Here is a 21,654-nt window from a genome sequence, read left to right as displayed (position 1 = left end):
CAGGGTCGACTTACCGGCACCGTTGTCACCCAGCACACAAGTGACCTCACCCGCGTTCACCCGCAGATTGATACCGCGCAGAGCCCGGATCGCGCCGTAACTCTTACCGATCTCGGCCATCTCGATCAACGGCTCGCCCTTACGCAGCTGCGAGTCCGCGTGCTCGGCCAGGGTGTCAGTCATGTCTGAGCCTCCATTGCCATGCCCTCGTGGCCCTCGCCTGCGAGGCCACGACCCGGTGCGGCTGGGTGCCGCTCGGTGCAGTCGGTCATGTCATCCCACCTTCCGCGCGGTGGACATCCGCTTGACGTAGAGGTTGACCAACACGGCGAGCAGCAACATCACACCGAGGAAGGCCTTGAACCAGTTCGGATCCCAGCCGGCGTAGACGATGCCCAGGCTGGTCATGCCGAAGATGAACGCACCGATCGCCACACCGATCGCGTTGCCGTAACCACCGGTCAGCAGCGTGCCACCCACGACCGCGGCGATGATGTACAGGAACTCGTTACCCACACCGTTACCGGCCTGCAGCGTGTTGAACCGATACAGCAGATGCATACCCACGAACCAGCCGAAGAACGACACCGTCATGAACAGACCGATCTTGGTCTTGATCAGCGGCACGCCGACCGCGCGGGCGCTGTCCGGGTTACCCCCGACGGCGAAGATCCAGTTACCGGTACGGGTGCGCTGCAGCACCCACGCCGCGAGCGCGACGAACAGCAGCCACCAGATCACCGTGCCCCAGACCGTCACCGATCCGACCTTGAAGCTGGACGCGAAGATCGCCTGCAGCGAGCTGAAACCGTCGATCTTGCTGATGTCCGGGCTGGACACCGACCCGGTGACGAGCTTGGTGACGCCCAGGTTGGCGCCCTGCAGCACGAAGAACGTGCCCAGCGTGATCAGGAAGCTGGGAATACCGGTCTTCATCACCAGATAACCGTTGAGGAAGCCGATGAACAGGCAGAACAGCAGCGAGACGATCGCGCCGACCCACAGGTTCATCCCGTAGTTCCAGCACAGCATCGAGTTGACCAGACCGGCGGTGATCGTGATGACGCCCGCCGACAGGTCGAACTCGCCACCGATCATCAGCAACCCGACCCCGACCGCGACGATCCCGATCGTGGAGGACTGGTAGAGGATCGTGAAGAACGACTCGGTGGAACGGAAGGCGGGTGCGGCGCTGAGGAAGAAGACGAAGATGATGACCGCCGCGACCAGCGCGCCCACCTCGGGTCTGGCGAGGATCCGGCTGTAGAGGCTGAGGGTGACCCGGTTGGACGCTTCCGAGGGGGTCGTGGCGGAGGGAGGAGTGGTCTGTACTTGTGTCATGGCAATGGCTCCGATTACTGCCTGTGCGGGGGCGGCCGCGTCGCGACCCGCGGCCGCCCCCGCGAGCGACTACCGGGTGTTCTTCTGGGTGAACGGCAGGATCGTGGCGATGTTGTTCTTGTCGACGAACGACGGTCCGGTCAGGACCGGCTTGCCGCCGCCGATGTCGTTGCCGTTCTTCAGGTAGAGGTAGAGCGAGGTGACGGCCATGTAGCCCTGGACGTAGGGCTGCTGGTCGATCGAGAACTCGATCTTGCCGTCCTGGATGTTCTGCGCGACCTCGGTGTTGAGGTCGAAGGTGATCAGCTTCGCCTTGCTGGCGGAGGCCTCCATGGCCTTCATCGCGTCGACGGCGATCGGGGCGCCGAGGGTGACGATGTAGTCGATCGACTTGTCCTGGGCGAGCTTGGCCTGCAGGGTCGACACCACCGCGCCGTCGTCGGCGCCGTTGACCTGGAGGTTCTCGGTGCCGGGCACCGCGCTCTTGACGCCGGCGCAGCGGGCCTCCAGGGCGACCGAGCCGGCCGCCTGGATCACGCAGAGCGGGTGCTTGCCCCCGGCCTCGGCGATCCGCTGTCCGGCGGCCGTGCCGGCCACCGTCTCGTCGGAGCCGAAGTACATCAGGGCGCCGAGCTTCTTGTACTGGTCGATGCCGGAGTTGAGGCCGACCACCGGGATCTTCGCGTCGGTGGCCGCCTTCACGGAGCCGGCCAGCGCGTCCGGGGTCACCAGGGTGGTGGCGATGCCGCCGACCTTGGAGTCCACGGCGCTCTGGATCAGCCCGGCCTGCTTCGCTGCGTCCGGGTCGTTGGAGTATTTGAGGGTGACGCCGGTGTCCTTCGCGGCCTGCTGGGCGCCCGCCTTGATCTTGTCCCAGAACGTGTCGCCCGGCGTCTCGTGGGTGACGAATGCGATCGTGTAACCGGAACTGCCGGCGGCGTTGCCGCCACCGCTGGAGTCTTCCGTGGTGGCTTCCTTACCGCCGCTGCTGCAGGCGGCGAGCCCGAGGGCCACCACCGACGCGACAGCAACGAGCCGGGCGCCGCGTATACGACTCAACCTCATGCGATGCTCCTAGAAATAGGTGGGATGAGAGTTTGCTGGTAGGTGCGTCAGCTCGCCGTCGGGAAGTGCATGCTGGCGCCGTGCGCGGCCTCGACGTGCGGCCACCGGGAGGTGACGACCTTGCCACGGGTGTAGAACGAGACGCCCTCCGGGCCGTGGATGTGCTTGTCACCGAAGAGGGAGTCCTTCCACCCACCGAAGGAGTAGTAGGCCATCGGTACCGGGATCGGCACGTTGATGCCGATCATCCCGACCCGGACCCCGCGCTGGAACCGCCGCGCGGCCTCGCCGCTGCTGGTGAAGATGGCGGTGCCGTTGCCGTACGGGTTGGCGTTGATGATGTCGATCGCCTCATCGACGGACTCCGCGCGCACCATGGCCAGCACCGGCCCGAAGATCTCCTCGGTGTAGACGTCCATGCCGGTCCGCACCTGGTCGATGACCGTGGGGCCGACGAAGAAGCCGTCCTCGTAGCCGGCCACCTTGAGCCCGCGGCCGTCGACGAGCAGCTTGGCGCCCTGCTCCGCACCCGTACCGATCAGGCCCTCGATCCGGTCGCGGGCCGCGGCCGTGACCACCGGGCCCATCTCGCTCTTGGGGTCGCGGCCGGAGCCGACCACCACCTCCTGGGCCTTGCGGGTCAGGATCTCGGCCAGCGGGTCACCGGCGCCGCCGACGGTGACCGCCGCGGAGATCGCCATGCACCGCTCGCCGGCCGAGCCGAAGGCCGCCGCGGCCAGGTGGTTCGCGGCGAATTCGAGGTCGGCGTCGGGCAGGATGATCGCGTGGTTCTTGGCGCCGCCCAGGGCCTGCACGCGCTTGCCGGTCGCGGACGCCTGCTGGTGGATGTAGCGGGCGATCGGCGTGGAGCCGACGAACGAGACCGCGGCCACGTCGGGGTGCTGCAGCAGCGCGTCGACGGCCGTCTTGTCGCCGTGCACCACGTTGAAGACGCCGTCCGGCAGCCCGGCCTGGCGCCACAGGTCGGCGATGTAGTTCGACGCCGACGGGTCGCGCTCGCTGGGCTTGAGCACGAACGTGTTGCCACAGGCGATGGCGACCGGGTACATCCACATCGGGACCATCACCGGGAAGTTGAACGGGGTGATGCCGGCGCAGACGCCGAGCGGCTCGCGGAAGCTGAACACGTCCACGCCGGTCGAGGCCTGGTCGGAATACTCGCCCTTGAGCAGCTGCGGGATGCCGCAGGCGAACTCGATCACCTCGAGGCCGCGCTGCACCTCGCCGGCGGCGTCGCTGAGCACCTTGCCGTGCTCGTCGGAGACGAGCTCGGCGAGCGGCTTGACGTTGGCGTTCACCAGCTCCCGGAAGTTGAACATAATCTTGGTACGGGCGCTGAGCGAGGCCTGGCTCCAGGACTCGAACGCGGTGCGCGCCGCGGCCACGGCCGCGTCCACGTCGGCGGCTTCGGCCAGCACCACCTCGTGCTGCTGGTGGCCGGTCGCGGGGTTGTAGACGGCGGCCCGGCGGGTGGCGGCGCCGCTGGTGAAACTGCCGCCGATCCAGTGTTCGATGGTGGTCAAGGCACTGCCCTCTCTAGAGATACTGCCGCTGGCCGCGCTTGGCGGCCTCGTAGGCGGTTCGCGCGTCGCGGGTGCTGTCCAGGGTGGAGACTTCCGAGACGGGCACGTCCCACCAGCTCATCGACGACGGCACCGGCGAGAGCGGGTCGGTCTCGATGTGCACGACCGTGAGCCGGTCGGCCTCGCGGGCCCGCTTGAGCCCCTCGGTCAGCTCGGCGATGCCGCGGCAGCGGATGACGTTCGCGCCGAGGCTCTCGGCGTTGGCGGCCAGGTCGACCGGCAACCGGTCGCCGTCGTAGTCGTCATCGGCGCCGCGGTAGCGGTAGCTGGTGCCGAACCGCTGCGAGCCCAACGACTCCGACAGCGCGCCGATCGAGGCGAAGCCGTGATTCTGCACCAGGACGATCACCAGCTTGATGCCGTCGGCGACGGCGGTGACGATCTCCTGCGCCATCATCAGGTACGAGCCGTCGCCGACCAGCGCGAACACCTCGCGGGACGGGTCGGCCATCTTGATGCCGAGCGCGCCGGCGATCTCGAAGCCCATGCAGGAGTAGCCGTACTCGACGTGGTATTGCTTCGGGTCGCGGGCGCGCCACAGCAGTTGCAGGTCGCCGGGCATGCTGCCGGCCGCCTGCACGACCACGTCCCGCTCGCCGCAGGCGTCGTTGACCGCGCCGATGACCTCGCTCTGCGCCGGCAGCGGGCCGTGCCCGAGGTGGTAGGCCTCGTCCACCCGCTGCTGCCAGGCAGCCACATCGGCCGAGTACGATATATCGGATTTGTAACCCGCCAGCGCGGCGTTCAACGCGATCAGCCCCGCCCGAGCGTCCGCGACGACCGGCGCAGCCGACTGCTTCGCCGCGTCGAACGAAGCCACGTTCAGATTGACGAACCGGACGTCCGGGTTGGCGAAGGCGGTCCGGGAGGCCGTCGTGAAATCGCTGTACCGCGTCCCGATGCCGATGACCACGTCGGCGTCCCGCGCGAGCTGGTTGGCGACCGGGGTGCCGGTCGAGCCCACCCCGCCGACGGAGTTCGGGTGGTCCCAGCTCAACGCGCCCTTGCCGGCCTGAGTGTCGGCGACCGGAATCCCGGTCGCCCGCGCGAACGCGTCCAGCTCGGCGGACGCCGATGAGTAGATGACACCGCCACCGGCGATGATCAGCGGACGGCGCGCGGACCGGATGACCTCGGCGGCCCGTTCCACGGCCGCCGGCTCGGCGGCCGGGCGGGCCACGTGCCACACGCGCCTGGCGAACAGGGCGTCCGGGAAGTCGTACGCCTCGGCCTGCACGTCCTGCGGCAGGCAGACCGTCACCGCGCCGGTCTCGACCGGGTCGGTCAGCACCCGCATCGCGCCCAGCAGCGCCGACGCCAACTGCTCGGGCCGCCACACCCGGTCGAAGAAGCGCGACAGCGGCCGGAACGCGTCGTTGACGGACACGTCGTAGCCGCGCGGGTCCTCCAGCTCCTGCAGCACCGGCGTCGCGACCCGGGTCGCGAAGACGTCGCTGGGCAGCAGCAGCACCGGGATCCGGTTGACCGTGGCCAGCGCCGCGCCGGTGAGCATGTTCGTCGAGCCCGGCCCGATCGAGGCGGTGCAGGCCAGCGCCGACAGCCGGTTCTTCATCCGGGCGTAGCCGACCGCGGCGTGCACCATCGCCTGCTCGTTGCGGGCCAGGTGGTAGGGCATGTCGGCGGAGCCCGTGCGCTGCGCCTGCAGCAGGGCCTGGCCGACGCCGGCGACGTTGCCGTGGCCGAAGATGCCGAAGCAGCCGGCGATCGCGCGCTGCTCGACGCCGTCCCGCTCGGTCCACTGGTTGGCCAGGAACGTGACGACGGCCTGCGCGACGGTGAGTCTCACGAGCGCTTCCTCTCGGTGGCGGACGTCAGGGGCAGCCGGGGGTCCATCTCCTGGTCCTGCCAGGTGCCCCGGACCCAGGCGTGTGCCGGGTCGTCGGAGAAGAGCCACTTGCGCTCCCCCGGGCCGGCCATGACGTTGAGGTAGTAGAGGTCGTAACCGGGCGCCGCCATCGAAGGACCGTGCCAGCCGTACGGGATCAGCACCACGTCCCCGCTGCGCACCTCGGCGCAGACGTCGATGGGGCGGTCCGGGTGGCCGTACACCCGCTGATAGCCGGCCCCGGCGGCGCCCGACGGCGAACCGGCGACCTCGAAGTAGTAGATCTCCTCCAGCGCGGTCTCGCCCGCGCCCGGCGCGTCGTGCTTGTGCGGCGGGTACGACGACCAGTTGCCGCCCGGGGTGAGCACCTCGACCGCGATCAGCCGGTCGGCTTCGAACGAGTCCGGCGTACAGAAGTTGTTGACCTGGCGGCTGGCCTGGCCGGCCCCGCGCAGCTCGACCGGCACGTCCTCGGCCGGGCCGTAGCGGAACGGCAGCCGCCGGTCCGCCCGGGCCGCCGGCAGGGCGAACCGGCCGCCGGTGGCCGCCCGGATGGTGACCGCGGTGTCGCGCGGCAGGTAGGCGAAGTCGGTGACCCGGGAGAACACCGAGCGCCGCCCGGTCAGGGTGACCCGCTCGTCGTCGCAGGTGACGTCGCAGCCGCCGGCCAGCGGCAGCACGATCATCTCCTCGTCGCCGGTGCTGAAGCTGACCCGGGCGCCGATGGCCAGGTCGACGATCCGCAGCCCGCTGAAGCCCCAGCCGGCGCTCTGCGGGGTCACGACGGTCTCGAACGGCTTGCTCTGGGCATCGCCGCGGCGCAGCAGCGTCATAGCAGCCCCACCGCCCGGTCGACCGCGTCCGCGACGTCGCCGCCGGACGGATAGAGCAGGCTGCGCCCGATCACCAGGCCCTGCACGGTCGGCAGCGCCAGCGCCTTGCTCCACTGCGCGTAGGCGGCCTCCGCGTCCGCGGCGACCTCGCCGCCGAGGATCAGGGCCGGCAGCGTGGTCGCGGCCATCACCCGCTCCATCTCGGCGACGACCGGGACCTTCAACCAGGTGTACGCCGAAGTGCTGCCGAGGCCCGCGGCGACCGTCATGGCCCGGATCATCGCCTCGGCGCTGAGCTCGTTGCGCACCCGGCCGTCGACCCGGTGCGAGATGAACGGCTCGACCATCGCCATCAGCTTGTGCGCGGCGAGGTCGCCGACGGCCCGCCCGCAGCTTTCGATCGTCGCCACCGTGCCGGGGTCCTCGGGGTCGATGCGCAGCAGCATCTTGCCGCCCTCGAGACCGGCTGCGGCGAGGCTGTCGCCGTCGTAGGCGGTGAACCGGTCGTCGATCTCGAAGCTGGTGCCGGCCAGGCCACCGCGGTTCATCGAACCGATGACGAACTTGTCGTCGAGGGCGCCGAGCAGCAGCAGGTCCTCGATGATGTCGGGGGTGCCGAGCACGCCGTTGACGCCCGGGCGGGCCAGCGCGGTGCAGATCCGCCGCAGCAGGTCGGCGCGGTTGCCCATGGCCAGCGGGTCGGGCCCGGCGCGCAGCGCGCCACGGGCGGGATGGTCGGCCGCGATGATCATCAACCGGCCGTGCTCGCCGCGCCAGCCGGCGGGCCGGCGGCGGGCGGCCGCGGCGACGGCGATCGCCTCCGGGCGGTCGGCCCGGATGGTGGCCAGTTCCTCAACCTCAAGCACCGCCGGCCTCCCCGAGCAGCTCGCGGACCTCGGACTCGGTGGGCATGGCGTCGGCGCAGGCCAGCCGGGTGGTGACGATGGCGCCGGCGGCGTTGCAGAAGCGCATCATGGTCTCCAGATCCCAGCCCGCCAGCAGGCCGTGGCAGAGCGCGCCGCCGAAGGCGTCACCCGCGCCGAGCCCGTTGACCACCTCGATCGGCACCGGCGGCACCTGAACCTCTTCCTTGCCGCTCGACGCGAGCACGCCGAGCGGCCCCTGCTTGACGACGGCGAGCTCGACACCCGCGTCGTGCAGCGCCTGCGCCGCGGCGTGCGGCTCGCGGACGCCGACGGCGGTCTCGCACTCGTCGAGGTTGCCGACCGCCACGGTCACCCACGGCAGTGCCTGGCTGATCCACTCCCGGGCCTGCTCCCGCGACTCCCAGAACATCGGGCGGTAGTCGAGGTCGAGCACGGTGATGCCGGCCTTGTTGCGGGCGCGCAGCGCGGCGAGGGTGGCCTCCCGCGACGGCGACTGGCACAGCCCGGTGCCGGTGACCCAGAAGATCTCCGCCGACCGGATCGCGTCGAGATCCAGCTCGGCGGGGGCTATCTCCAGGTCGGGCGCCTTGGGGAAGCGGTAGAAATACAGCGGGAAGTCGTCCGGCGGGAAGATCTCGCAGAAGGTCACCGGGGTGGGCAGACCCGCGACCGGCGAGACGAAGCGGTCGTCGACACCGAAGCCGCGCAGCGCGTCGTGGATGAACTCACCGAACGGATCGGCGCCGGTGCGGCTGATCACGGCGCTGCGCCGGCCGTACCGGGCGGCGGCGACGGCGACGTTGGTGGGGCTGCCACCGAGGAACTTGGCGAAGGTGCGGACCTCGCGGAGGGATACGCCGATCTGTTGTGGGTACAGATCAACGCCGATACGTCCCATGGTCAGTACCTCGTCTGCGAGCATGAGTCCCCCTGGCGGTAGACGAGTGGGCCTGCGGGAGATTTCGGGCGCACGGCGGCGCCTCGAGTGCCGTGCGGGTTACGGCGCGGTGAAAAGGCTGTAGGGCCGGTGTGACGGTTCGTTTCGATGTAATAACGTGGGGGCTTCCACGTCAATACTTTGTCATGACAAACTGAAAAACGAAGGGGGTCACATGGCATCCGAGTCCTCCCCAGTCCGCAGTCCCGTGCGCCCGGTCGAGGTCGACCGGACCAGCCCCGTTCCCCTCTACTTCCAGGTCGCGAGCCGCCTGCAGGAGCTCATCGAGCAGGGCGAGATCGGTGTCGGCGCGCGCATCGAGAACGAGGTCGACCTCGCCGAACGGCTCGGCGTCTCGCGCCCGACCACGCGCCGCGCGATCCAGTATCTGGTGGAACGCGGCATGCTCGTGCGCAAACGCGGAGTCGGCACCCAGGTCGTTCACCCGAAGGTGCGACGCCCGGTCGAGCTCTCCAGCCTGTACGACGACCTGGTCAGCGCGGACCGCAAGCCCCGGACGGAGGTGCTGGACCTGCGCGTCATCCCAGCGCCGGCCGAGGTCGCCGCGGCCCTGGAACTGCCGCCGGGCGCCGAGGTGACCTGGATCGAACGGCTGCGCTACGCCGGCGGCGAGCCGCTGGCGCTGATGCACAACGCGATCCCGGTCGACCTGATCCGGCTGGAGCCGGCCGACCTGGCCGGGCACGGCCTGTACGAACTGCTGCGCCGCGCGGGCTTCGTGCCGCGCATCGCGACGCAGGTCATCGGGGCCCGCTCGGCGACCGCGGCCGAGGCGCGGACCCTGCAGGAGAAGCGCGGCGCCTCCGTGCTGACCATGACCCGGACGGCCTGGGACGTGAGCGGACGGGCCCTGGAGTACGGCTCCCACCTGTACCGGGCCAGCCGCTACAGCTTCGAGCTCAGCCTGTCGGCGGGCTGACCCGCCCAGCGAGCCCACCCGGGCCTCGCACCGCGGGATCGACCCAGCCGGCGTCGGACAACTGCCACGACGATCAGAAAGGACGGGCCAGCATCCGCTGACTCAGGCGATGACGAAGCTGGGGCGCAACAGTCCGGCCGGGTCGTACTTGCGGGCCAGCTGCAGCAAGCGGTCACGACGCTCGGCGTCGAACACTTCCGCGGCGGCGCGTTGGTCGGGGCGTCCGAAGGTGAAGTTCGGCGAGCTGCCCACGGCGGTGCCGGACCAGCTGGCCAACAGTTCGTCCTGCGGCGCCCGCGCACTTGCCGCGTTCGACTTGGTTGTCGGGGTCACCACACACAGCAGATACCTAGCCTCGCGGTGGCTGACTGCGTTCGGCACCCTCGGCGGAGTGGACAGCGCCCCACCGAGATGACGAACCGAAATGATGGAGCGAACCGACCGGCCCGGCGCCGACGCGGCGATGGTGTCGCGGAGGCGTTCCTCGTCGATCGCCCGCAACAAGACGTTGTCGCCGACATACGCGTGCGGCTGATCCGGTTCGCTGAAGACGGTGTCGGACCGCCGGTACGGGATCTCCCGCAAACCGTCGTACGCGGGTTTCAACGCCCGCAACGGGGCCACCAACTCGTCCGCCTCCGCAGCCGAACCCAGGTAGGCGATCTGGACATGGGCCATGTGCCGCTGGGAAACCTCGAGCGTGGTCATCGCCGAGGTCATCTCCGGGGGCATTGTCGCCGTCCAACGCAACCAGGATGAGACCACCTCCGGCGTCTCGCCCAGGTCGAACATCAGCCCGCCGCCGACCAGCCTGGCGACCGGCATCAGAGCCATCTCCAGCGCGGTCACGATGCCGAAGCTCCCGCCACCGCCGCGGAGCGCCCAGAACAGGTCCGGCTCCTCGCGTTCCGAAACCGTCAGCAGGGAGCCGTCGACGGTGACCAGCTCCAAGCGCGTGACATGGTCCGCGGCGAAGCCGTAGCGACGAGCCATCAGCCCGAGGCCGCCGCCGAGCGTGTAGGAGACAGCGCCGACACCGGGCATGCTCCCGGACAGCGGTGCCAGATCGTAGCGTGCGGCGGCCTCGATCACGTCGCGCCACCGCGCTCCAGCGCCCACCCATGCGGTGCCGGCTCCGGGGTCGACATCGACGCTGTCCATCCTTCGCGTGGAAACCAACACACCCTCACCGGCGAGCGGGTTGGCGAGTCCATGCCCGGTGGCCTGGACCGCGATCGGCAGATATGACCCCGCGGCGTGCCGGACGGCCGCCACGACGTCGCCGGCGGCCCGCGCCGCGACCACGAGGGCCGGCTGATGGCGCTCCCGCAACTGGAAGCCGGCACGGTGCTCGTCATACTCGGCGGACCCTGGATAACACGCCACCGGTGATTCGGCGTCGGTCGTGTCGGCACTCATCGCGGGCACCTTTCTGGATCGGGGGTGCGTGCGCGGCGACGATAGCCAGGGGGTACGACACTTACGAACAGCCGCCGGCTAGCGCGGGGCGCCCTGCCAGCGCCAGGAGGTCAGCCGGTCGTGGCCCGGCAGCGCGACGCGGCCGGTCGCCCACAGCAGGGTCTGCCAGCGGTCCGTGCCGGCCGGGGCGTCGGGGAACAGCCGCTCCAGCACCCGGGCGCACAACTCCGCCGGCGGCTCCCAGGGCAGCTCCAGGCCGGCGGCCACGTCGCGCATGTGCACGAGGGTCTCCACCACGCCCATCGCCGCGAAGCCTTCCGGGTCGGCGGCGCCGAAGACGTGGTAGGACCGAACGGTGGGCGGGGTCACCTCGACCATCGCGGCCAGCAGGGCGCCGGCGGACTCGAGCACCTGCAGCAGGCCGGCCGGACCGTCCTCGGGCACCGCCCAGACGCTGAGCGCGGGCCCGCCGGGGCGGCGGTACTGCCAGCTGAACGGCACGGGACCCGCCGCCGAGGGCCGGCGCGGGCCGAGCTGCCCCGCGTACGCGAAGAGGTCGTCGGCGATGTGCTCGACCGTCTCCCAGCAGTCCCAGTCGAGGTCGCCGGCCGGCACCCGCCAGTCGCGCTCCACCGCCGGCGCCAGCGCGTCGGCCGCGAGGTAGACGGCGGCACGGACGTCGGCTGCGGTCACCCGGTCGATCGGCATGGACTGCACCATAGTGGCCACGCGATGGCGCTGCCCGGTCAAGGGTGAGCAGCGCCGCCGCGGCCGTGGCTCAGGCTCGCCACATCCGGTAGAAGGGCGTGTCGTCGGGCATCCGGATGTCGAACGGGATCATGTCGGAGTAGCCGTACCGGCGGTAGAGCCGGATGTTGTCCTCGTTGGTCGCCTCCAGGTAGGCCGGCGTGCCGGCCAGGTCCTGGTGGGTGCTGTCCATCAGCGCACCGCCGAGGCCCCGGCCCTGGTGGTCCGGGTGGACCGCGAGGAAGGCCAGGTGCCAGTGCGGGTCCACCGGGTGGTGCTTGTCGAACAGCTCGTCCAGGGCCTGGAAGTGCGGCAGCCACTCCCCCGCCAGTGCGGCGAGGCGTTCCTCGTAGTGCGGGATCTCCGGCATCTCGTGCGTACGGTCGAACCACACCGCGGTCGCGGCCAGGCCGCCGGTCGGGGCGTCGATCACCTCGACCTTGCCGCAGAGCGGCGCGTGCTCGGTGAGCAGCGTGAAGAAGTCGCCCATCACCCGCAGCCTCGCCGCCGGATCCGGGACCAGGGAACGGTTCTGCTCCAGGTGGTCGAAGGACAGGGCGATGAGCGCGCCGGCCACGGGCAGCTCGGCCTCGGTGGCGGGGCGGATGACCGGGGTCACTTGTGGGCCTCCGAGGTGACGTCGCGGAAGGAGAGGCCGGCGCCGGCGCTGCGCGCGCCCATGCCGATGCCGTTGTAGACCAGGGGGCGGCTCCGGCGCAGGATCAGCGCCCAGCCGACGCCGGCCAGGGTGAGCACCGCGTACGCCAGCGGGACGGCCCAGGTCGGGGTGGAGCCGGGCTCGACACCGAACAGGATGGCGATGTTCGTCAGCGCCAGGTATGTCACCACCAGCAGCAGGACCGTGCCGAGCACCGGGGCGCCGATGCGGTGCCAGGCGTCCTCGCCCGAGGGGTTGCGGGCGAAGTAGCCGATCACCGCGGCGGAGGTGACGGTGATCAGCAGCAGCACGCCGATGCCGCCCAGGGTGCCGCCCCAGAAGAAGAGCTGCACCAGCGGGTCCCAGCCGGCCAGCGCGTACACCAGGATGACGACCAGGCCGAGCACGGACTGGGCCAGCGAGCCGTTCTTCGGCGCCCCGGTCGCGGGCACCGTGCGGCCGAAGGCCCGCGGCAGCACGCCCTCACGGCCGAGCGAGAAGGTGTACCGGGCGATGATGTTGTGGAACGAGATCATCGCCGCGATCAGCGACGTCAGGAACAGGGCGTGGCCCAGGTGCAGGGCGGCGCCGCCGAGCTGGTCGGAGGCGAGGTTGAAGAACAGCTCGGGGCCCTCGGCGCCGGCCCGCTCGACCGCCTTGCCGCCGGCGGCGGAGATCATCGCCCAGGCGGAGAACGCGTACAGCACGGCGATGAGCGCGACCGCGATGTACGTGGCCCGGGGCACCGTCCGGCGCGGGTCGCGCGATTCCTCGCTGAACACCACGGACTGTTCGAAGCCGACGAAGCCGGTGACGGCCATGACCAGCAGCGCGCCCGCCCCCGCACCGACCAGGCTGGACGGGTTGAGCGGCGCGGACGAGGCCGCGAAGTCCGGGGTCAGCAGGTCGGCGAAGCTGAAGACGACCACGAGCACGATCTCGGCGACCAGCAGGGTGCCCAGCACCTTGCCGTTGACCGCGACGTCCCGGACGCCGAGGACGGCCACCAGCGCCCAGCCCGCCAGCGCGAAGCCCCACCACGGCAGGTCGACACCGAACCAGTCGGCGAACAGCGGGGCCGCGATCGCGCCGAAGCCGCCGTACGAGGCGAACTGGAAGCTGTTGTAGGCCAGCAGCGCGACCCACGCGCCGCCGACCCCGAAGGGGCGGCCGATGCCCCGGGCGATGTAGGCGTAGAACGCGCCGGCGTTGGCGATGTGCCGGGACATCGCGACGTAGCCGACCGAGAAGACGGCGAGGACCACCGCGACCGCGAGGAACGCGATGGAGATGGCGGTCAGGCCGGTGACCGCGAGGCCGGTGGGGACGACGCCCGCGACGACGGTGAGCGGCGCGGCGGCCGACATCACGAAGAACACGACGGCCGCGACGCCGAGGCGGTCGCGGGCCAGGGCGGTCGAGAGCTGGCTTTCTCTGACGGGGGTGGACGTGCTGGACACGGGGATCTCCCAACGGGACAGGGGGTGTCAGGCTCGGCGGGCCATCACGGCGTCGCCGACGGCGGCCTCTGCGTGGCCGACGAGGTACTGAAGCGGGGCCGGCATCCGCCGGCGCAACTGGTCGAACAGGTGGTCGCGCTCGTGGGCTTCGAGCGTGACGAACACGTGCTGATCGAGGCCGGTGGCCAGCACCAGCCCGGTGAGCACGAGATCGGGGCTGTCCAGCAGCTCGCCGCGGGTGGCGGCGATGCGGATGCGGGTGCCGGGCCAGCCGGTCAGCGCGGGGTCGGTGGGCACGAACCGGACCTTGACGCCGAGCAGGCCGCGCTTCTCCTCGCGCCGGACCAGACCGGCGCGGGCGAGGCGGCGCTCGACGAGTTCGGCGGCGACGCCGGTGGCCAGGAAGGAGATCCAGTCGCGGACCTGGCGGTGGTGGCTCTCGCGCAGCAGCTGCTCCAGGACGGCCGAGGTCGGCGGGTCGGCGGTGGGCCGCTCGTCGACCACGGTCAGCTGGTTGTCTCGCACCTCCAGCCGGCGCCACAGGACGAGCTCGGCGAGCAGGGCGGCGCCCAGGCCGAGGCCGAGGGTCGTGGGGGTGAGCAGGCAGCGGGCGCGGGAGGAGTCGTGGGCGGCGAGATACAGGTCATCGGCGAGCGGCAGCTGGCTGGTCGCCACTCGACGGTCTCCTTCCTCCTCGTACGCGGACACGGCCGGGCGACCGCGGGGCCGCGCGCCCAGCGGTGACGGATTGCTGATCGAGGTATGACGGATGCGCCGCAACCGGTTACGGTGGGCGGCCCCTGGACAACACCGCGTAGCATGCCAGCGCCCCGCACGCCGCGCAATGTCCAGAGTGGCCGGATCGGGATCACATCCCAGGGAAAGGCCGCGAGCTGCGGTTACCCCCTCCAAGAGATCGAGGAATTTAACGCATTCGTCATATTCCGGCGAGCCACCCGCACGCCGGACGGATTTGGTTGACGACGCAAGTAAATCGCCGTATGGTGGAGCCTGGTAGTTGAAGCGTCAACCGGAGGCACCCGATGAGTACCATGCCCGCCCTCTTCATCAGCCACGGCGCCCCGCCCCTGGTCGAGGACCCGACCTGGGTCGGCCAGCTCCAGGAGCTCGCCGCCGGCCTGCCGCGGCCCAGGGCGATCCTGATGGCGTCCGCGCACTGGGAGTCGGCGCCGCTGATGCTCGGTGCCACCGAGACGGTGCCGCTGGTCTACGACTTCGGCGGCTTCCCCCGGCACTACTACGAGGTGCTGTACCCCGCGCCGGGCGCGCCGGCCCTGGCCGAGCGGATCACCAAGCTCATGCCGGACCGCGAGCGGGTCACCCGGACGAACCGCGGCCTCGACCACGGCGCGTACGTCCCGCTCACCGTCATGTATCCGGACGCCGACATCCCGGTGCTGCAGATGTCCCTGCCCACCCTGGAGCCGGGCCGGCTGCTGGAGATCGGCCGCCGGCTGGCCCCGCTGCGCGACGAGGGTGTGCTGATCGTCGGCTCCGGCTTCACCACCCACGGGCTGCCGTTCCTGCGCGACTTCCGGCCCGAGGCGGCGGCGCCGGGCTGGTCGGTGGACTTCGACGCCTGGACGGCCGACGCGCTGGCCCGCGGCGCGGTCGACGAGCTCGCCGACTTCCGCGACCGGGCGCCCGGGATGCCGTACGCGCACCCCACCATCGAGCACTTCGCGCCGATGTTCCTCACGCTGGGCGCGTCCACCGACCCGGAGCAGCGCCCGGAGCAGCCGATCGACGGCTTCTGGATGGGCCTGTCGAAGCGCTCGTTCCAGGTCACCTGAGCGCTGACGGCTCGGCGAACTTTCAGGATCTTCCCAGTCTGACCAGGGAACCTTGTGGGTACGTTCCGGCAACACCCTTTGCTGTCCGACGCCCCGGAGGTTCCTGTCCCATGCTGGAGGTCACCGCGCTCGGCTGGACGCTGACCATCGCGGTCATCGTCGCCCTGCTCGCCCTCGACCTGACCCTCGGCGTGCTGCGGCCGCATGCCGTCGGCTTCCGTGAAGCCACCGCCTGGTCGGTGTTCTACATCGCCATCGCCGTCGCGTTCGGCGTCGTCTTCGGCTCGATCGCCGGTTGGGACTACGGCACCGAATACTTCGCCGGCTACATCGTCGAGAAGAGCCTGTCGGTCGACAACCTCTTCGTCTTCGTGATCATCATGACCACCTTCGCGGTGCCGGAGAAGTATCAGCAGGAGGTGCTGACCTTCGGCATCATCATCGCGCTGGTGCTGCGGGTCATCTTCATCGCGCTGGGCGCGACGCTGCTGTCGCTCTTCTCGTTCATGTTCCTGATCTTCGGCCTGATCCTGATCTTCACGGCCGTGCAGCTCTTCCGGCACCGCGACGAGGACCCCGATCCCGACAACGCCGTGGTCCGGGGCGCCAAGCGGCTCTTCCCGGTCACCCCGGACTTCGTCGGGGGCAAGATGTTCACCAAGATCGACGGTACGCGGACGGCCACCCCGCTGTTCATCACGCTGATCGCGATCGGCAGCGCCGACCTGCTGTTCGCGCTCGACTCGATTCCGGCGGTGTTCGGCGTGACCGAGGAGGCGTTCATCGTCTTCGCCGCGAACGCGTTCGCCCTGCTCGGCCTGCGGGCGCTGTTCTTCCTCGTGAAGGGCCTGCTGGACCGGCTGGTCTACCTCTCCACCGGACTGTCGATCATCCTGGCGTTCATCGGCGCCAAGCTGGTGCTGCACTGGGCGCACAAGGACCTCAGCACGGCGGTGCCGGAGATCAGCACGGCCGTCTCGCTCGGCGTCATCGTGGTGGTGCTGGTCGTCACGACCGTGGCCAGCCTGATCAAGGTGCGCAAGGACCCCGACACGATCGCGCACGCCGGCAGCCTGCGCGCCCACCGGGACGAACCCGAGGAACGCTGACACACACAACGGCCCCGGCTGTCCAGCCGGGGCCGTCGCGTCGCGTTTGCCGTCGCATGGCGGAGCGTCAGCCGCGATAACCGCCGATGGCGCTGCCGGACCGCTGCCGCTCGTAGTCCTGCTGGTTGAGGATCTCGCGGATCTCCCGCGTCTCCTCCTGGGTGTGCCGCCCCAGGATGAAGTCGAGCTCGGCGCGCTCGGCCGGGGTCTGGAAGGCCGCGAGCTCGGCGCTGAGCCGGCGCCGGGCGCCCCGCTCGGTGCGACGGTTCGCCAGGTTCACGCGGACGTCGCGCAGCTTGATGGTCAGGGCCATGGTCTTTCTCCTCACGATGGGTGACGATGAGAGCGTCGTTGCTTCCTGCAACAACGATCCCGACCAAGGGCTTCCACAACAAATCAACCAGGTAAAACCTCGGGTGCAGAAGTGACCGCGACCACTGGATCCCTGTAGCCCGCGTCACTCTCCGTCGCCAATGTCCTGGTCAGACGATCGCGCGGGCCGGCCGTGTTCCCGGACACAACGAAGGCCCGCGGTGAGCGCCGCGGGCCTTCGGAGTCGTCAGTGGTGCCTCAGAGGGTCAGGGTCCAGGTGTTGATGGTGCCGATGTCATTGCGGACGGCGTCCCGGACCTGGAGCTTCCAGGCGCCGTTGGCGGCCTCCGAGGACAGGTTGGTGGTGTACGTGGCGACCACGTTGTCCGCGCTGTCCGTGGCGCTGCTGTTCTTCAACCGGTACGCGGTGCCGTCCGGGGCCACCAGGTCGATGACCAGGTCGCCGCGGAAGGTGTGCAGGATGTTGACCGCCACGGTCGAGGTCGCCGACGCGTTGCGGGCGCAGCCGCTGATCGTGATCGTGCTGGTGACGGTGGTGAGGTCCGGGATGGCCACGTCGGTGCCGTTGGTGCCGGCGCAGCTGCCGCCGGGGCCGCCGGTGACCGTCAGCGTGTAGGTGGCGGTGTGGGTCGCCGAGCCGGTGCCGGTGATGGTGACCGGGTAGCTGCCCGAGGGGGTCGCCGCCGTGGTGGCGATCGTCAGGGTCGACGACGAGCCGGAGGTCACCGAGGCCGGGCTGAACGAGGCGGTCGCCCCGCTCGGCAGGCCGGACGCGGTCAGCGCCACGGTCTGCGCCGAGCCGGCGGTGGTCGCGGTGGCGACCGTCGTGGTGGCCGAGGAACCCGCCGCGACGCTGCCCGAGGTCGGCGACGCCGACACCGAGAAGTCGTTGGCCGGCGTGCCGGTGCAGGTCGCCTCGCCGGTCTGCGCCGGGACGCTGACCGCGGCCCAGGCCGCCTTGACCACATTGAACTCGGCGCAGCTCGGCGCGTACAGGTTCTTCGCCGCGGCCAGCGTGGCGGTACGCACGTTGGCGTGCCGCCAGGTCGAGGTCTTCGACTGCATCGCGTTGTAGTAGATCTCGCCGGCCTTGCGGATGCCGAGGCCGGTCACCGTCGTCGAGTTGCAGGTGGGGCTGGCGGGCTGGCCGTTGGTCGGGCTCGAGCCCTCGGCGGTCAGGTAGAACCAGTGGTTCAGCGGGCCGGCCGCGGCGTGCACCTCGGTCGACGGGATCGACGACGAGTAGCAGTTCGGGTCGCCGGCGATCGACGGGTTGTACATGTAGCGGATCGGGCCCTGGCCGACCAGGTCGACCTCCTCGCCGACCTGGTAGTCCGGCGGGTCGAGCGGGCTGTTGGCGTACGCCTCGGTCAGCGCGCCGAAGATGTCGCCGGTGGCCTCGTTGAGACCGCCGTTCTCATTGCCGCTGCCGGCACCGCCCGGGGTGTTCTGGAAGATGGCGTGACCCATCTCGTGTCCCACCACGTCGATCGGCGTGGCCTGGCGGTTGTTCGCCTGGTTGTGGCCGAAGTTGACGTACGAGCCGTTCCAGTACGCGTTCACGTCGGCGAGCCCGACCCGGATCGGCGGGTTGTTGCCGTTGCCGTTGATGCCGTTGCGGTTGAACCACGACGAGAGCATGTCGACCTCGCGCTGCGCGCCCCACAGGGCGTCGACACAGGCCGTCTCCAGGTTGGTGCCCGACCCGGTGCCCCACGCGTCGTCGGTGCCGGTGTAGGCGGTGCCGTTCTGCCCGCCGCAGCGCAGCCCCGGCCGGGTGGTGTCGGTCATGGAGTACGAGCTGCCGGAGCCCGAGGTGGTGATGGTGACGTTGCCGTAGTAGTAGCCGTTGCCGGTGCCCTCGCGCACGTAGTCGACCTCGTCGAGGATCGCGCCGGTGGCCGCGTCCACGAAGATGTGCAGGTTGCTGGGCTTGTTCTGGGCCGTGCGCCCCTCGACCACGGCCTCGTAGGCCAGCTTCGGGGTCTCCCCGGCGAGCACCTTCAGCGTCGGCGCGCCGGCGCTGTCCACCTTGGCCAGCCGGGCCCTGGCGATGGCCGCCGCCCGCGCCGCGGTGATCTTCGGCGTGGTGCCGACCGAGATGGCGGCGGTCTCGGCGACCGCGGTGTCCTTGACCGTGCCGGCCGCGTCCGTGGTGACGACGACGTCGCCGCCGACCACGGCCAGGCCCTTGAAGGTGCGCGCGTACGTCACGTACTGCAGGCCCCGGGTGCCCTGCACGACGCCGGTGCGTTTGAGGTCGTCGCCGGCCGCGCGCCGGAGCAGTCCGGCCTTGCCCGCGCTGCCGACGACGCTGTCCGCCGCGGCGGCGGCGAGGGCCGCCGGGGCGGGCCCGGGACTGGGCGCCTGGTGCGGGGTCGCGGTGGCGGGCGTCGCCGCCATGGCCAGCGCCGCGCCGGTGGCCAGGGCCACCGAGGCTGTGATGAGTTTCTGACGTCGCACGCTCGTACTCCTTTACTCGACCCGGTCAGGGCGAGGCCTGTGCGCGATGTCCCGGGGTCGGGAGGCACCAGGCTGACTGTGCAGTGACGCTATGCATCGACGACCGTCACCGAATCAGGGAAAACCCTTGTCGGTGCGGAGCCGGCCGCCGGCAGCCGGGAGGAGAGCTGGGTGCGCGAGCGCACGCCGAGCTTGCGATAGACCCGGGTGAGGGTGGCCTCGACCGTCTTGACGCTCAGGTAGAGCCGGTTGGCGATCTCCCGGTTGCTGGCGCCGTCCCGGACCAGCCCGGCGATCCGCGCCTCCGTCGAGGTCAGCCCGAGGTCGGTCGGCGGCGCGGAGGTCCCCTCGGTGCGGGCCAGCGCCCGCTCGGTCTGCTCGGTCCAGGGCTTCGCGTCGGCGGCGAGGAAGATCGCCAGCGCGGCGCCGATGGCGGACCGGGCCGCCGCGTACCGGCGCCGCCGCCGCTCGGCGCCGCCCTGCACGAGCAGCGCGTGCGCCTGCTCGATCGGCTGGTGCGACTCGGCGAAGTGCTCGGCGGCGGCCGCGGAGAGCCGTACGGCGGAGTCGGCCTGACCGCTCTCGGAGAGCACGATCGCGGTGGCCCGGTCCAGGTAGCCGGCCACGCCCGGGTGATCGCCCAGCGGGGCCGCCGCCTGCCGGGCCTCGGTGAGGATCCGCGCGGCCTCGGCGTGCTCACCGAGGGCGGCCAGCCCGCCGGCCAGGTCCCCGCGCCAGCGCACGATCATCGGATCGGTCGCGCCGGCCTCCAGCTCGCGCAGCCGCAGCAGCGCCGCGACCCCCGCGCGGGCGTCGCCGGCGCGCAGCTCGGCCTGGCCCAGGGCGTGCAGGTTGCGGCGCAGGTAGAGGGTGTCGCCCTCCTGCTCGGAGGCGCGCACCCCCCGGCGGGCGTAGCCGGCGGCCGCGGCCAGGCTGCCACCGGCGAGTTCGGCGACCGCGGCCGTGTACCAGGTCGGCCCGGGGCTCAGCCCGGCCTGCTGGGCGGCCGCGACGGCCCGGTGGCCGTACCGCAGGGCGTCGCGGCACCGGCCCGCCCGGCTGGCCACCTCCGACAGGCTGCGCAGCACCTCGACCAGCGCCTCCCCGGTGCGGTCGTGCTCGGCGACGGCCAGCAGGGTGAGCAGTTCGGCGCGGGCCTCGTCGAGGCGGTCGTCGACCATGGCGAACCGCGCGGCGAGATACCGCGGGCCCATGTGCAGCCAGCCGGGCACCTGCGGGGCCGGCAGGGCCAGCGACCGCTCCAGGGTCCGGGCCCAGCGCGGCTCGCCGCGGATCCGCTGGATCTGGGCCAGCGCGCTGAGCGCCATCGCCTCGGTCGCCGGGTCACCGGCCTGCCGCGCCGCCGCGGCCGCGCCCACGGCCCAGTCCGCACCCGTACCCGGGTCGCCGGCCAGCATCGCGGCCCAGGTCAGCCGCAGCCGCACGGGCGCGATCAGGGTGACGTCGTCGCCGGCCTCGTTGAGCGCGGCGGCGAACATCTCCCCCATGTCGGCCAGCGCCTGCCCGGCCAGGTCGATGAGCACGAGCCGGGCGGTGACCCGGTGCCGCGCCGGGGAGTCGGCGGCGGCCAGCACCGCCTCGGCGGCCCGGCCGGCCAGCGCCGGCACCCCGGCGGTCAGCGCGGTGCCGGCCGCGGCGACCAGCCAGTCGAACCGCTCGGCCGCCAGGCTGCGCGGGCAGCGGTCGGCGGCCAGCAGATACAGCTCGGCGGCCGTGCGCCCGGCGCCGCGGTCCAGCGCCCGGTCGGCGGCGGCGACCAGGTCGCGGGCCACGTCGGCGTCGGGCCGGCCGCTGCGCAGCGCGCGGTGCCGGACGCTGTCGGTCTCGTCGAGCGCCGCGTCGGCCAGCGCGTCGTGCACCCCCGCGCGCCGGGTCGCACCCGCGTCCTCGGCCAGCACCGCGGCGAGCGCCGGCGGGACGAAACGGATCGTCTCCCCCCGCAGCTCGACCACCCGGCCGCCGCGGCGGCGCGCAGGTCCCGGTCCGCGTCCTCCTGCCCGGCCCGGACCAGGGCCGTCATGGTCGGCTCGGTGGCGAGGGCGGCGACCAGCAGCGTGCCGGCCACCGGCGCGGGCAGCGCGTCGAGGCGCCGGCGCAGCAGCGCCCGGGCCGGCTCGGGCAGCGGCGCGGGCCGCCAGGCCGGGCCGGCGGCGACCGCCCCGCCGAGGGCCAGCGCC

The 21,654-nt window shown here is 71.4% G+C and carries 19 protein-coding genes; 3 read left to right on the top strand and 16 right to left on the bottom strand.

Annotated features, from left to right (window positions below; all coding sequences use genetic code 11):
* The 8 genes from DMB66_RS50005 to iolC all read right to left on the bottom strand — a co-directional run.
* On the bottom strand, window positions 1-183 hold a 183-nt coding region (locus tag DMB66_RS50005; protein WP_125811156.1), incomplete at its 3' end, for an ATP-binding cassette domain-containing protein.
* Between the two features lie 90 nt (window positions 184-273).
* Complete coding sequence (locus DMB66_RS50000) at window positions 274-1,341, bottom strand: ABC transporter permease (protein WP_125811155.1); 1,068 nt, start codon at window positions 1,339-1,341, stop codon at window positions 274-276.
* Window positions 1,342-1,410: 69 nt separating this feature from the next.
* Window positions 1,411-2,406, bottom strand: a complete 996-nt coding sequence (locus DMB66_RS49995; RefSeq protein WP_125811154.1) for a sugar ABC transporter substrate-binding protein — start codon at window positions 2,404-2,406, stop codon at window positions 1,411-1,413.
* A gap of 47 nt (window positions 2,407-2,453) precedes the next feature.
* Entirely contained in the window at window positions 2,454-3,950 is a 1,497-nt protein-coding gene (locus tag DMB66_RS49990) for a CoA-acylating methylmalonate-semialdehyde dehydrogenase (protein WP_125811153.1), read from the bottom strand.
* Window positions 3,951-3,963: 13 nt separating this feature from the next.
* The gene (iolD, locus tag DMB66_RS49985; protein WP_125811152.1) at window positions 3,964-5,817 is read right to left on the bottom strand and encodes a 3D-(3,5/4)-trihydroxycyclohexane-1,2-dione acylhydrolase (decyclizing); all 1,854 of its coding nucleotides are present in this window, start codon (window positions 5,815-5,817) and stop codon (window positions 3,964-3,966) included.
* On the bottom strand, window positions 5,814-6,689 hold the full coding sequence (gene iolB, locus DMB66_RS49980; RefSeq protein WP_125811151.1) for a 5-deoxy-glucuronate isomerase: 876 nt from the start codon (window positions 6,687-6,689) through the stop codon (window positions 5,814-5,816). The genes iolD and iolB overlap by 4 nt, the downstream gene beginning before the upstream one ends.
* Window positions 6,686-7,555 (bottom strand): aldolase, encoded by an 870-nt coding sequence (locus tag DMB66_RS49975; RefSeq protein ID WP_125811150.1) that lies wholly within the window; start codon window positions 7,553-7,555, stop codon window positions 6,686-6,688. Before DMB66_RS49975 ends, iolB begins: the two co-directional genes overlap by 4 nt.
* A complete protein-coding gene (iolC, locus tag DMB66_RS49970; RefSeq protein ID WP_125811149.1) occupies window positions 7,548-8,498 on the bottom strand; it encodes a 5-dehydro-2-deoxygluconokinase in 951 nt (316 codons plus the stop codon). Before iolC ends, DMB66_RS49975 begins: the two co-directional genes overlap by 8 nt.
* Window positions 8,499-8,688: 190 nt before the next feature.
* Between iolC and DMB66_RS49965 the strand changes: the two genes are divergently transcribed.
* Window positions 8,689-9,453: a GntR family transcriptional regulator gene (locus tag DMB66_RS49965; protein WP_125811148.1), complete on the top strand. Its 765-nt coding sequence runs from the start codon at window positions 8,689-8,691 to the stop codon at window positions 9,451-9,453.
* A gap of 102 nt (window positions 9,454-9,555) precedes the next feature.
* Here the strand turns inward: DMB66_RS49965 and DMB66_RS49960 are convergent, their stop codons facing one another.
* The 5 genes from DMB66_RS49960 to DMB66_RS49940 all read right to left on the bottom strand — a co-directional run bounded on the left by DMB66_RS49960 (window position 9,556) and on the right by DMB66_RS49940 (window position 14,412).
* Complete coding sequence (locus tag DMB66_RS49960) at window positions 9,556-10,872, bottom strand: FAD-binding oxidoreductase (RefSeq protein ID WP_125811147.1); 1,317 nt, start codon at window positions 10,870-10,872, stop codon at window positions 9,556-9,558.
* 78 nt (window positions 10,873-10,950) lie between these two features.
* Window positions 10,951-11,580, bottom strand: a complete 630-nt coding sequence (locus DMB66_RS49955; protein WP_233625404.1) for a hypothetical protein — start codon at window positions 11,578-11,580, stop codon at window positions 10,951-10,953.
* A gap of 70 nt (window positions 11,581-11,650) precedes the next feature.
* A complete protein-coding gene (locus DMB66_RS49950) occupies window positions 11,651-12,238 on the bottom strand; it encodes an N-acetyltransferase (RefSeq protein ID WP_125811145.1) in 588 nt (195 codons plus the stop codon).
* Window positions 12,235-13,737, bottom strand: a complete 1,503-nt coding sequence (locus DMB66_RS49945) for an APC family permease (RefSeq protein ID WP_199753105.1) — start codon at window positions 13,735-13,737, stop codon at window positions 12,235-12,237. The genes DMB66_RS49950 and DMB66_RS49945 overlap by 4 nt, the downstream gene beginning before the upstream one ends.
* Before the next feature lie 27 nt (window positions 13,738-13,764).
* Window positions 13,765-14,412 carry a GPP34 family phosphoprotein gene (locus tag DMB66_RS49940; protein ID WP_125811143.1) on the bottom strand — a complete coding sequence of 216 codons (648 nt, stop codon included), beginning with the start codon at window positions 14,410-14,412 and terminating at the stop codon, window positions 13,765-13,767.
* A gap of 368 nt (window positions 14,413-14,780) precedes the next feature.
* Between DMB66_RS49940 and DMB66_RS49935 the strand changes: the two genes are divergently transcribed.
* A complete protein-coding gene (locus DMB66_RS49935) occupies window positions 14,781-15,551 on the top strand; it encodes a dioxygenase (RefSeq protein WP_233625403.1) in 771 nt (256 codons plus the stop codon).
* Between the two features lie 110 nt (window positions 15,552-15,661).
* Entirely contained in the window at window positions 15,662-16,660 is a 999-nt protein-coding gene (locus DMB66_RS49930; RefSeq protein ID WP_125811142.1) for a TerC/Alx family metal homeostasis membrane protein, read from the top strand.
* 67 nt (window positions 16,661-16,727) lie between these two features.
* On the opposite strand, the gene DMB66_RS49925 is transcribed toward DMB66_RS49930, so the two are convergent.
* The 3 genes from DMB66_RS49925 to DMB66_RS49915 form a co-directional block, all read right to left on the bottom strand.
* Window positions 16,728-16,973, bottom strand: coding sequence for a hypothetical protein (locus DMB66_RS49925; RefSeq protein WP_125811141.1), 246 nt, complete (start codon window positions 16,971-16,973; stop codon window positions 16,728-16,730).
* Between the two features lie 257 nt (window positions 16,974-17,230).
* Complete coding sequence (locus DMB66_RS49920) at window positions 17,231-19,396, bottom strand: M4 family metallopeptidase (RefSeq protein WP_125811157.1); 2,166 nt, start codon at window positions 19,394-19,396, stop codon at window positions 17,231-17,233.
* 149 nt (window positions 19,397-19,545) lie between these two features.
* The gene (locus DMB66_RS49915) at window positions 19,546-21,429 is read right to left on the bottom strand and encodes a helix-turn-helix transcriptional regulator (RefSeq protein WP_233625401.1); all 1,884 of its coding nucleotides are present in this window, start codon (window positions 21,427-21,429) and stop codon (window positions 19,546-19,548) included.
* Window positions 21,430-21,654 lie beyond the last annotated feature (225 nt).

It is taken from the genome of Actinoplanes sp. ATCC 53533 (assembly GCF_003947245.1).
The sequence above is the reverse complement of the archived record's forward strand: the minus strand, read 5'-3'. Positions and strand labels throughout refer to the sequence as shown.